We start from the raw sequence: 12583 nt of genomic DNA on the forward strand, positions 1-12583 counted from the left end.
GGTGCGCTCGTCACATCCGTGACGAACTTGCGGCACCGGCCCGCTCCCTCACCCGACCTCCCATCAAGGGTTCACTCGTGGAAGGTCAGGTGAGGGAGCGGGCCGGTGCCGCATCGGGAATGCCCGAATGGGCATTCCCGACCAAGCAAATCAGTAGCGGTAGTGGTCCGGCTTGAACGGCCCTGCTTCAGGCACGCCGATATAGTCGGCCTGCTTCTTCGAAAGCTTGGTGAGCTTCACGCCCAGCTTTTCGAGGTGCAGCGCGGCAACCTTTTCGTCGAGGTGCTTGGGCAGCACGTAGACGCGGTTCTCGTACTCGTCGTTCTTGGCGAAGAGTTCGATCTGCGCGAGCGTCTGATTGGTGAAGCTCGACGACATGACGAAGCTGGGGTGGCCGGTGGCGCAGCCCAGGTTCACCAGGCGGCCCTTGGCGAGCACGATGATCTGCTTGCCGTCCGGGAAGGTCACGAGGTCGGTTCCGGCCTTCACTTCCTTCCACTCGTAGTTGTCGAGCGCCGAGATCTGGATCTCGCTGTCGAAGTGGCCGATGTTGCAGACGATCGCCTTGTCGCGCATGGCTTCCATGTGCTCGCCGGTGATGACGGCTTCGTTGCCGGTGGCGGTGACGAAGATGTCGCAGCGCTTCACCGCGTCTTCCATGGTGACGACTTCATAGCCTTCCATGGCGGCCTGCAGGGCGCAGATCGGGTCGATCTCGGTGACCATCACGCGGGCGCCGCCGTTGCGCAGCGAAGCGGCCGAACCCTTGCCGACATCGCCGAAGCCGGCAACGCAGGCGACCTTGCCGGCCAGCATCACGTCGGTGGCGCGGCGGATCGCGTCAACCAGCGATTCCTTGCAGCCATAGAGGTTGTCGAACTTCGACTTGGTGACCGAATCGTTCACGTTGATCGCGGGGAACGGCAGCTTGCCGTCCTTGGCGAGGTGGTAGAGGCGGTGGACGCCGGTGGTGGTTTCTTCCGAAACGCCCTTGATCGCGTTGACCGAGCGCGAGAGGTAGCCCGGCTTGGCCTTGAGGAAGGCATTCAGCGCACGGACGAACTCGATTTCCTCGGCGTTCGAGGGCTCGAACAGCGGCTCACCGGCTTCGACGCGGGCGCCCCAGAGCGCGAACATCGTGGCGTCGCCGCCGTCGTCGAGGATCAGGTTGGCGGTGAGGTTGGGATCTTCGTCGGTCGACCAGTCGAAGATCTTGCCCACGTAGTCCCAGTAGTCGGCCAGCGATTCACCCTTGATCGCATAGACCGGGATGCCGGCGGCGGCGATGGCGGCAGCGGCGTGATCCTGGGTCGAGAAGATGTTGCAGGTGGCCCAGCGCACTTCGGCCCCGAGCGCGACCAGCGTCTCGATCAGCACGGCGGTCTGGATCGTCATGTGCAGCGAGCCGGTGATGCGCGCGCCCTTAAGCGGCTGCGACGCGCCGAATTCCTCGCGCAGCGCCATCAGGCCCGGCATTTCGGTTTCGGCGATGGCGATCTCGGTACGGCCGAAATCGGCCAGCGAGATATCGGTAATGGCGTAGTCCTGGGCGGCGGTCTGGGCAGTGGCCACGGGAAGCTCCTGATGCTCTGGATATTGCAAGTTGCAGGGAGACGCCGGGCCGGGCCGCAGGCCCAGGCCCGGCGTCTCGAATGCAACGTCCCTACCCGGTCAGCATTCGCGACGCAAATATAAAGATATCTTTATATGCCTCGCCGAAGCCTTGGCAGGGCAATCCGCAGCCCCCGTTTCAGTGCAGATCGAAACGATCCGCATTCATGACCTTTACCCAGGCGGACACGAAATCCCTGAGGAACCTCTCCCCTCCATCGGCGCAGGCATAGACTTCGCTGAGCGCGCGGAGCTGAGAATTGGAGCCGAACACCAGATCCGTCCGCGTGGCTGACCATTTCGGCTGGCCCGAAGCGCGATCGGTGCCCACGAAGGTTTCGTCTCCCGCATCGTCCACCTGCTTCCAGGCGGTGCCCATGTCGAGCAGATTGACGAAGAAGTCGTTGGTAAGTTGCCCCTCGCGGGCCGTGAAGACACCGTCCCTCGTCCCGCCGTGGTTCGCACCCAGCACGCGCAGCCCCCCGACCAGCACCGTCATTTCGGAGGCGCCAAGGCCCAGCAGTTGCGCGCGATCGATCAGCAGTTCCTCGGTCGGGACAGTGAACGGCACCTGCAGGTAATTGCGGAACCCGTCGACGCGCGGCTCCAGCACGGCGAAGCCCTCGATGTCGGTCTGCGCCTGAGAGGCATCGGTCCGACCCGGCGCGAACGGCACTTCCACCGGCGTTCCGGCGTCGGCCGCCGCCTTCTCGATGCCGACACCGCCGCCCAGCACGATGAGGTCGGCGATGCTCACTTTCTTCCCGCCTGCAGCCGAACTGTCGAAATCGGCCTTGATGCGCTCGTAGACGCTCAGGATCTGCGCCAGCTTATCCGGCTCGTTGACGTCCCAGTCCTTCTGCGGTGCAAGGCGAATGCGTGCACCGTTGGCGCCGCCGCGATGGTCGGACCCGCGATAGGTCGATGCCGAAGCCCAGGCGGCGGAGACAAGTTCCGCAACCGTCAAGCCGGAGGCCCGAATCCTCTGCTTCAGGTCCGCCACGTCCCCGGCCTCTATCGCCGGATGGTCGGGCGCGGGGAGTGGATCCTGCCAGAGCAGGTCTTCTGCCGGAACCTCCGGGCCGAGGTAGCGGGATTTCGGCCCCATGTCGCGGTGGCAGAGCTTGAACCAGGCACGCGCGAAAGCATCGGCGAAGTGATCCGGGTCGGCCCGGAAACCTTCAAGAATCCGCCGATATTCCGGATCGACCTTGAAGGCCATGTCGGCGGTGGTCATCATGGTCGGCACGCGCCGCTCGGGGCTGTGGGCGCCCGGCGCGAGATCCTCCAACCTCTGCCCCACCGGCTGCCACTGCTGTGCGCCCGCCGGGCTGCGGACCAGTTCGTATTCGTAATCGAGCAACATGTGCAGGAAGCTCATGTCCCACTTCGTCGGCGTGGGCGTCCAGGAGCCTTCGAGCCCTGAAGTGATCGTGTGGTCGCCAAAACCGCTTTCATGGCCGCTCTGCCAGCCGAGACCCTGCTGGGCGATGTCCGCGCCTTCCGGTTCCGCGCCGACCTTGGCGGCATCGCCCGCGCCGTGGCACTTGCCGAACGTATGTCCGCCCGCCGTGAGAGCAGCGGTTTCCTCATCGTTCATGCCCATGCGCGCGAAAGTCTCGCGAATGTCGCGGGCCGAGCCGACTGGATCAGGCTCGCCGCCCGGCCCTTCGGGATTGACGTAGATGAGACCCATCTGGATCGCCGCCAGCGGGTTTTCGAGCGCCATTTCCCGCTCCGGCTGGATGCGCGTTTCGGCGCCCTGCCCGACCCACTGCTCCTCGGTGCCCCAGTAGACGTCCTTCTCCGGTTCGAAGATGTCCTCGCGCCCGCCACCAAAACCGAACGTCGGCCCGCCCATGGACTCGATGGCGACATTGCCGGCGAGGATCAGCAGGTCCGCCCAGGATAGCTTCGCGCCGTACTTCTGCTTGATCGGCCAGAGCAGGCGCCGCGCCTTGTCGAGATTGGCGTTGTCAGGCCAGGAATTGAGCGGCGCGAACCGCTGGTTGCCGGAAGAGGCCCCGCCGCGCCCGTCGCCGGTACGGTAGGTGCCCGCGCTGTGCCAGGCCATGCGGATGAAGAACGGGCCGTAATGGCCGTAATCGGCGGGCCACCACGGCTGGCTGCCGGTCATCAGCGCGGTAAGATCGGCCTTCACCGCCGCATAGTCGAGCGACTTGAACGCCTCGGCATAGCTGAAGCCAGTGCCGAGCGGGCCGGCGCCGCTGACGCCCAGGATGTCGAGGGAAAGCTGGTTGGGCCACCAGTCTCGGTTGGTGCGGCCCAAGAGCGATCGTACCGGCTCGCCGTGCATCGGGCAGCCGCTGGTCTTCGCATCCATGTCATTCTCCTTCCGGTCGGTCCTGTCAGTCCGCCCTGTTCACCGGGCGGTTCCAAAAACTCCGCATTCGGCCACGGGCGCTGTTCGGCGCATCGCAGGAGGCCTGTCGCGGCTCCGGGAAGCTACAGAAAGCCTGCCTAGACACTCTCCCGGTGCCCGGCCAGCTTGCCAGATGCAGGCGCGCGATCAAGGGCGAGGAACATCGTCGCTGACGGAAATTTCCGATCATCGACCGGGATGAAACTGATAAGGCTGCAACGCCGGCCCACCAAGGAGGCAACTGATTATTCCGCCTCCTGCCACGCTCGGTGGGGGGATATGGACAGGAGGCGGAATTGGCTACGGAAGGCCTAAAGCCCGCCGTTGCACATCTTGAAGGAGAGCCCTGCTCTCCTGAATGGCTGCGTGAACGCCTGGCCTGCTCGCCCTGCCAGACAGGACACCGGAGCCGCGCGGCTGCGGCGCATCATGGGATGGAAGTCAGCCATTTCAGTCTCACCCTTGAGCGTTCCGCTTGTCATGACCGGACACGATATCGCTCAGCAATATTGCACAAGCAAGACACAATACTCAATACATAATAGGCAACCCGCCCAACCTGGTTACTGATTCACTTAACCATAAACAGGATGAACGATTGCAGCAATTTTCGCAGACATTGAAACAGAAACGAAATTTTGGGAATAAGTTCTGACGATCCTCACCACACACAGCACGGATTTCAGCCCATCGCCCACTGTGCGGCAAGCACGATAACCCCTCCCGCCGCCGCATAAGCCAGGCAAACCGGTGCGGTGCGGGACAGAGCCTCGCCCTCACGCCCCACCAAGCCGACTGTCGCGGTGCCTGCCACGATATTATGCGGGGCCACGATGTTCCCGATCGCCGACCCCACGCTCTGCCCGGCAAGCGCCAGCCAGTGGGGCAGGGTAACCGCATCGGCGGCGGCGATCTGGAAGTTGGCGAAAATGATGTTCGAGGCCGTTGCCGAACCGGTCACGAACGAGCCCAGCGCCCCCACCAGCGGGACGGCCAGCGGCCAGGCCTGTCCGAACAGGCCTGTCGCGCCGACGGCCAGCGCGTCGATCATGCCGCCGTGGACGATGAACCGCGCGAGCGTCAGCACGGAAACCAGCGCGATCGCCACTTGCGGCAGTCGCCTTGCCGCCGCCGTCATGGACTGGGCAACGAGACGCGGGCTGGAGCGATTGACCATCGCGGTTATCGCAAATGCCAGGACCAGCATCGTACCGGGATGATAGAGCGGCATCAGCGTATCGCCGAACCCGTTGCCGTAGGCCCAGTCGAACCGATGAGCGCGCAGGCTGATGCGAAGCGGGTCGATCAGCCGGGTCGCAAGGATCAGCGTTACCAGTACGGCATAGGGCAATGCCGCGGACAGCAGCGCCCTGCCCGCAATTCGCTCGGTCCGTTGCACCGGCGGCGAGCCCCGTCGCAACCAGACGATGAACAGCCCTCCGCCCAGCAGGGCGCCGCCCAGTGTCGGCAATTCAGGCCCGGCCACGCCAGCAATGAGCGCCGCCGCCGGAAAGAAGCAGGCAGCCGCCATGACCGCCACCTGCCACGAAGCCGCACCGTCCAGCCGCGCCCGCACGCTGCCCTGCCTGACGACGATCAGCGCCAGCACCCAGCCAAGGCAGGCATGGATCAGCAGTATCGCAAGCGAGAGCCTGCGCTCATCGACGTATCCCGCTTCGACGAGCGGCACCATCGGCGCCCCCACCGCCCCGAACGATACGCCCACGACATGGCCCATCAGCGCGACCAGCAATGCGCGCGCAGGGGGAACGCCCAGCGAGACCAGCATCGGCGCAACGATCGCCACCGGCGTCCCGAACCCGGAAGCACCTTCGAGGAACATCGCGAAGAACCAGCCCACCAGCAAGGCGGTTGCCGCAGGGTCGGAAGAGACCGACTTCAGCCAATCCCCGATCACCTCGGTCGCGCCGGTCCGCATCTGATACTCGTGGATCGAAAGCGCGGGGAAGATGATCCAGAGGATCGTCGCCGCCGTGAACATCGCTTCTAGGCACGGCCCTGCCAAGTCAGCCGGTGTCTCTCCGAACTGGAACGCCGTCACCGCCACCACCGCGGCGATCACCGCCGAAACTGTCCCCGCCGCTGCCGCCGACCAGCGCAGCACGGTCATCAGCAGCACCAGCGACAGGATCGGGGCTATCGCCAGCCCGGTCACGGCATTTAGCCCCGTCGCTCTACCTGGACGGGATAGAGAGGCGCGCCCTCTTTCTCGAAGGCGGTGATGTTGGAAATCGTCGTGCCGGCGATCGCGGTCATCGCCTCTCGCGTGAAGAAGCCCTGGTGGCCGGTGATGAGGACGTTGGGAAAGGTCATGAGCCGCACGAAAACGTCATCACGGATGACCTGCTCGGACAAGTCCTCGAAGAACAGGTCTTCCTCCTCCTCGTAAACGTCGAGCCCGACATAGCCGACCTTGCCGCTCTTGAGCCCGGCGATCACCGCGCGCGCATCCATCACCGCGCCGCGGCTGGTGTTGATGAGCATGGCTCCGGACTTCAGCTTGGCGATTGCGTCCCGGTCTATCAGGTGGCGCGTCGCCGGCGTCAGCGGGCAGTGCAGGCTGATGATGTCGCATTGCGCCAGCAATTCGTCGATCGGAACGTATCGCCCGCCAAGCGCGCCGAGTTCCGGCGCCTCGAACGGATCGCTCGCCAGCACCTCGCAGCCGAAGCCCCTGAGAATGCGGGCGACGTTGATGCCGATCTTGCCGGTGCCGATCACGCCCGCGACCTTGCCCTTGAGGTCGAACCCCAGCAGCCCTTCGAGTGCGAAATTGCCTTCCCGCACGCGGGCGTAAGCCTTGTGGATCTTGCGATTGAGCGAGAGGATCAGCGCCACCGCATGTTCGGCGATCGCATCGGGCGAATAGGCGGGAACACGGCCGATCCGAAGGCCCAGTTCACGGGCGGCATCGAGATCGACATTGTTGAAGCCAGCGCTGCGAAGGGCAATTAGGCGCGTGCCGTTGGCGGCGATGATTTCCAGCTCCTTTCGCCCCAACTGGTCGTTCACGAAAGCGCAGATACAGTCATGGCCGGCAGCAAGATGGGCCGTATGCGAATTGAGGCGCATCTCTAGATAGAACAATTCATGCCTGGAACCGCTCAGCTCGTTCGCACCGTCAAGGAATTCACGATCGTATGGACGGGTGCTGAAGACCGCAACTTTCAAGGAAGCCCTCCTGTCGTCGGGATAATTTCAGAGTACCACGGGATGACGGCAAGCTGCGAAACCGGTCAGCCCTACCGGAGCACGGATAATCGCTTCACGGGACGGGATTGACTGCGTCGATCACCGTGAGCCTTTCGAGCGGGCCGTCGGCCACGCGTGAATTGGTCACGAGAATCGTGGTGCCGGGCTTCAACTGGGCCTTCACTTTCTCGTAGAACGGACGCGGCACCCGCAAGCGGTTGATGACCGCCTCGTCTACTATGGCCCCCTCATCCTCTCCGTGGCCTGGCAGGCCGACGTAGACCCACTCCGGCTTCCCGCTGCGCGTCGTCAGGGTGATGACGTGGGAACCGGGATCCTTGTCATTGACCTCGGCCACGCTGCGACCGATCTCGATCCCGTTGCGCAGCACGACGACACGCTGGTCGAGCTTGGAAACGATGATGGAAAGCGGCCCGGAACGGGCAAGCTCCGGCCGCCAGCGATATTGCTCGCCGCCGCTCAGCGGATGTCGTTCGACCACCTTTCCGGTAGCGTCGAACGGTGCCAGCAGGCTGTTGTCGCTGGTGCGGACATGCGCCTCGGCATTGCCTTCGACGACGACCGTCACGCCGAGCTTGGTAATCTCGAACAACTCGCGCGCGAAACCGTAGGGCAGGTGAACGCAGCCGTGGCTTTCGGGGTAGCCCGGCAACCCTCCCGCATGAAGCGCCACCCCGTCCCATGTCAGCCGCTGCTGATAGGGCATGGGAGCGTTATTGTAGGTGCTCGACCGGTGCTTGGCATCCTTCTGAAGGATGGTGAAGACTCCGGTCGGCGTCGCATAACCGGACTTGCCGCTGGACACCGTGGTCGCCGCAATCCGCACGCCGTTGCGATAGACGAGACCGATCTGCCGCGAGAGATCGACATAGATCAGCACCGGCCCACTTGGCGCAACGGACGGCGCCCAGACCCATTCCCCCGGCTTGAGATGCTCGACCCTGCGGGCAAACTCGGGCGGCGAAGTTGCCCGGGCTCCCTGCGCCACGGCGGGCACCGCCGTGAACGAAAACACCCCGAGAACCAGCGCCGATATCGCCGATCGCGCCGCCAACATGCCTGCCCGCATGAAAATCCCTGCAATATCTGCGAGAACCGAAAGCCGCGCCCGCCTGAGCCGAAGCGCAGCGCCTGTCGATCAGCGCACCCGGCCGTGTTGCACCAGGTTGACGATGGCCAGCAGGATAACCGCTCCGAGGAAGGCGACGATCAACCCGACGATGGAGAATTCCTGGACCGATCCGACGATGCCGAACCGATTGGCCACGAAATTGCCGATCACCGAACCGACGCAGCCCACGACGATGTTCCAGATAACACCCATCGAGGCATCGCGGTTCATCACGAGACTGGCCAGCCATCCAGCGATGCCGCCAACGATCAATGCGATAATCCAGCCCATAACGTTCTCCCGACCAATTGTCCGCATGGTGCGGAAACAAAATGCAATGTCGTATCAGCAAACCTGAAGTGGAATGACATTCACCGCCTGAAGCCGTTCGTCGGCAATGCTGCGCCTGCTGCCGTTAAAGGTCAACCGGCACATGCGCAATTCTACCTAATATCCCTGCCTAGGCTCGACTTATTCATCGCCCGGCGTGGAATAGAAAACTCACATGATGCGTGGCGATGCAAAGTATCCGGCCATTTCCGGACCACATGTCTTGCCTAGGGTCAGGACCCATTAATCACGCCTGCGAGGTTTGAATCAAAATGGCTCAGAGCGAGGAAGGAAGGCGTAGTAATATGTCTATATTTCAAGCCTTTCTGACGCTGCACTGGGCCATTTTGATCAAATCCCTCCGGGACACCGGAATGGCTTCCATCTCGAACCAAAGCGGCTTTGGACGGGCAACCAGCCCGCCCGGCAGCCGCTTTGGCCCGATATGTTCGCCATTCCGGTGCCTCGCAGGCGTGATTAATGGGTCCTGACCCTAGCCGCCGGGATGCCCGTCGGCGGCCAAAGCACCGGCTCCGCCAAAAAACCTAGGCCGCTTCCCCGCGAACTATCAGCGTATCGGGCCGGATCGTGGTCAGCAAGGATGAGGAGAGGCTGCCGATCACCGCTTTTCGGAACCCGGATTCGCCATGCGCGGCGAGCACCACGAGATCGGGGGTTTGTTCATTGATGGCGCGATCGATGCAGCCTTCGGGTTCACCGTAGCTGATCCAGCCTTCCAGTCGCGATGTCCCTAGCTCGGCAAACCGAGGGTCGGCGAGGAACGCATCCATCTGCGCTCTGGCCTCGACTTCTGTCTCATCCCGGACATGCGCGGAAACGCCCCAGCCCTCGAAAGCGACGTGGAAGGCATGAACAACGTCGATGCGCGCCTTGGGAAAAAGCCGCGCAGCCGCCAGGATTGCCGCTTTCGAGTTCTCGGAAAAGTCGGATGGCGCAAGAATTCGCGCATAGGGACGGCGAAGGCGCTGCTTCACCACCAGCACCGGCGCTCGGGCATGGTGCACGAGATAGTCCACTGCCGTGCCCAGGGCATAGTCCGTGACATGATTGAAGCGCGCTACTCCCACCACGATCAATGCGGCGCCCTGTTCCTCGGCGACGCGGGCAATCGTGGCGGGCGGAGAGCCCACGGGCAGGAAGATTTCCGCGCCTTCGCTCTGCTCCGGCAACGTGTCGCGAACCTCCTGGTCCAACGCCCGCGGGGGCAGCCGGGCATCCCCTTCCGCCTTGAGGACATGGACCACCTTGACCTGCAGCCCCAGATCGCGGCCCAGCGCGAAGGCACGGTCGATCGCCCGGTCGCTCCGCGCGCTGAGGTCGGTCGCGGCGATGATGGACCCTTGCAGCATGAGCGGCTCCCGCTGGAAAAATGGACCTTATGCGAGTGGCCTATCCCAAGTCTCCGCCAAGGTCACGCTTGCAAGTGCAGGGAAGGAATGCTTGCATCCATACGGCGAAATACCTGAAAAAGCCGGCGCATATCGTGCCAGACATTGCCGCATGGGAATCTCATGACCGATCCAGAGCGCGACAGTTCGCAAATCCCGCCGCCGGTCGGCCGCAAGCAGGCGCTGGTAACTTATGCGATGCTGGCCGTCATGGCCTTCGAACTGGCGACGCTGCTATGGACAGGACGCTGGCCCCATGCCGTGCTTGTGCTGGGCCTGATGGCGATCATCGGCCTGCCGGTGTTTCACCGCCGCGGCGTGATCGCTCTGGTGCCGGTCGAAATTCAGGTCTGCGCCGTGATCTTCATCTTCGCGACGCTGTTCCTTGGCGAGGTTCGCGATTTCTACATCCGCATCTGGTGGTGGGATCTGGTACTCCACACCAGTTCCGGCGTACTGCTGGGGCTGCTGGGCTTCCTCATGCTCTACCTGCTCAACGAGAGCGAAACCGTCGGCTTTGCGCTGAGGCCCGTGTTCCTTGCCTTCTTCGCCTTCTGCTTCAGCGTGGCGCTCGGCGCGCTTTGGGAGATTTTCGAGTTCGCGATGGACCAGATCTTCGGGATGAACATGCAGAAGCCGATGCTGAACGATCCATCCGGGCTGACCGACACGATGTGGGATCTCATCGTCGATACGATAGGCGCGCTCTTCGCCAGCCTTGCCGGGCTGCTCTATCTGCTGCGTGCCCGCAAGGAAGGCCGCAAGGACTGGCTCCAGCGTTTCGTCGAACGGTATCCCAGGGTGTTCGGGGCGGATAAGTCCTAGGTCGTAAACTCATAAACGGCACCATCGAGGTTTGAGGCAAAATGGCTCAGCGCAAGAAGGGAAGGCGATGGAATATGTCGATATTTCAAGCCTTCCCGACGCAGCGTTGGGCCATTTTGATCAAATCCCGAAGGGACGCCCAAATGGCTTCCATCTCGGACCGAAGCTGCCTTGGACGGGCAACCAGCCCGTCCGGCGGCACCTTCGGCCCGAGCTGTTCGCCATTTGGGCGCCTCGATGGTGCCGTTTATGAGTTTACGACCTAGCACTACTTTGGCAGAATTTGGTTAGATGGTTTAAACAGCGCCCCTCCGCAATGAGGGCAATGTCTTGGCGGTGAGCGCGACAAGCGGTCAAGGATGGCTTGGCGAACTGCTGGCAAACTGGGCTGAGGTGGCGGCCCGGAGACTCTTTTTTTTCCGGCCCGCCTGAGCGAGCCTTTGTGTTTGTAGAAACGCGTATGCCATCATTGTCATGAGCGCGTGTCGATGCAGCCCCGTCCATGACCTTCCCTCGAAGTGATCGAGGCCAAGTTCTTCCTTGAGTTGCTGATGAGCCTGTTCGCAAACCCAGCGGGCCTTGATCGCGCCTGCTAGCTCGCGGATCGAGGTTCCTGCGGGCAGATTGGAGAGGTAGTATTTGCGCTCGCCGTTCGAGCGATGCTCGCCCACCAGCCAAACCTCTTCGCCGGGCATATGCTGGGCTCCTGCAGAGCCAATCCGCTGGGGCGCGCCATCGGCGATGCGCACGCGCATGGCGGCAAAGCGGGCGCTCAGCATCCCCTTCGTTCCCCGCCTCCAACTGACCTGTCGCCATTTCGCATCCTCGAGCATGGCATGGGCCGCTCGGGATTTGACATCAGGCACGTGCCGGACACGTGGCCGGCCCCGTGTCGCTACCGGGAAAATCAATTGCACATCGGCTGGATAGACCTTCTGGTGCCGGGGAATACCGACCGCCCAGCATAGATCCCGGGCGGTGAGTGCCTGTCGGAACGACGCCGAGAGCCCATAGCCGGCATCGGCCAAGACGCAGCCGAAGCGAACGCCGGCAGCGATTGCGCGGTCGATTTCCTCCACTGCGATCTCGGGCTTTGTGCGGTAGCTCTGCAAAGGCTCAGGCACGCCAGCTTTGGTCATCCGCGCCGCATCGTCGGTCCAGCTTTCCGGCAGGAACAGGCGCAGGCTCAGCATGATGGGTACTTCGCCTGATGCGAGCGTTACCGAAACCATCGTCTGACAATTCGCATTCTTGCCGAGCACCGTTGCATATTGCGGGGCGACACCGACCGAAGCTTTGCCCTTCTTGGGCAAGGCCGTATCGTCGATGATCAGCCAGGCCTTGTTGCCGCCGACCAATTGATCTGCCTGGCTCCACAAGATCGCTTCCAGCGGGGCGCTGTCCCACAGGCCGGCACCGATGAAATGATGCAGCCGGTCATAAGGGATGGCATCAGTTCGAGCTGCCATGGGCTGAATGCTCTTGCGATCGCCAGGCCCAATCAAGCCGGCAATATAGGCCGGGCACATCCGCCGCCGCGTCTTGTTCGCCAGACTTCCCAGATATGGCTCAAGCCAACGCTCCAGATCTGCTTGCCAGTCCTCGTCCATCGCCAGCCTCCATAAAAGCTGGCTCCTCATGAATCACGCATTCAACGCCAAGGGAATCCTAAAAATCAAC

Annotated in this window: 9 protein-coding genes; 1 reads left to right on the plus strand and 8 read right to left on the minus strand. The window is 62.9% G+C overall.

Annotated elements, in window-relative coordinates:
• Positions 1 to 150: 150 nt before the first annotated feature.
• The 7 genes from ahcY to ACXJ16_RS07070 form a co-directional block, all read right to left on the minus strand.
• Complete coding sequence (ahcY, locus tag ACXJ16_RS07040) at positions 151 to 1572, minus strand: adenosylhomocysteinase (protein WP_132469889.1); 1422 nt, start codon at positions 1570 to 1572, stop codon at positions 151 to 153.
• Between the two features lie 178 nt (positions 1573 to 1750).
• Entirely contained in the window at positions 1751 to 3955 is a 2205-nt protein-coding gene (gene katG / locus ACXJ16_RS07045; protein ID WP_463921669.1) for a catalase/peroxidase HPI, read from the minus strand.
• 721 nt (positions 3956 to 4676) lie between these two features.
• Entirely contained in the window at positions 4677 to 6170 is a 1494-nt protein-coding gene (locus ACXJ16_RS07050; protein ID WP_463921671.1) for an L-lactate permease, read from the minus strand.
• A 5-nt stretch (positions 6171 to 6175) separates the two neighbouring features.
• Positions 6176 to 7186: a 2-hydroxyacid dehydrogenase gene (locus tag ACXJ16_RS07055; protein ID WP_324698974.1), complete on the minus strand. Its 1011-nt coding sequence runs from the start codon at positions 7184 to 7186 to the stop codon at positions 6176 to 6178.
• Between the two features lie 94 nt (positions 7187 to 7280).
• The gene (locus ACXJ16_RS07060) at positions 7281 to 8285 is read right to left on the minus strand and encodes a L,D-transpeptidase family protein (RefSeq protein ID WP_324698973.1); all 1005 of its coding nucleotides are present in this window, start codon (positions 8283 to 8285) and stop codon (positions 7281 to 7283) included.
• Positions 8286 to 8366: 81 nt separating this feature from the next.
• Positions 8367 to 8630: a GlsB/YeaQ/YmgE family stress response membrane protein gene (locus ACXJ16_RS07065; RefSeq protein WP_324698972.1), complete on the minus strand. Its 264-nt coding sequence runs from the start codon at positions 8628 to 8630 to the stop codon at positions 8367 to 8369.
• A 584-nt stretch (positions 8631 to 9214) separates the two neighbouring features.
• Positions 9215 to 10039 carry a universal stress protein gene (locus ACXJ16_RS07070; RefSeq protein ID WP_443477794.1) on the minus strand — a complete coding sequence of 275 codons (825 nt, stop codon included), beginning with the start codon at positions 10037 to 10039 and terminating at the stop codon, positions 9215 to 9217.
• 162 nt (positions 10040 to 10201) lie between these two features.
• Between ACXJ16_RS07070 and ACXJ16_RS07075 the strand changes: the two genes are divergently transcribed.
• A complete protein-coding gene (locus ACXJ16_RS07075) occupies positions 10202 to 10903 on the plus strand; it encodes a DUF2238 domain-containing protein (RefSeq protein WP_054435865.1) in 702 nt (233 codons plus the stop codon).
• A gap of 353 nt (positions 10904 to 11256) precedes the next feature.
• On the opposite strand, the gene ACXJ16_RS07080 is transcribed toward ACXJ16_RS07075, so the two are convergent.
• Complete coding sequence (locus tag ACXJ16_RS07080; RefSeq protein ID WP_185997635.1) at positions 11257 to 12513, minus strand: IS701 family transposase; 1257 nt, start codon at positions 12511 to 12513, stop codon at positions 11257 to 11259.
• Positions 12514 to 12583 lie beyond the last annotated feature (70 nt).

It is taken from the genome of Novosphingobium sp. TK71 (assembly GCF_055361505.1).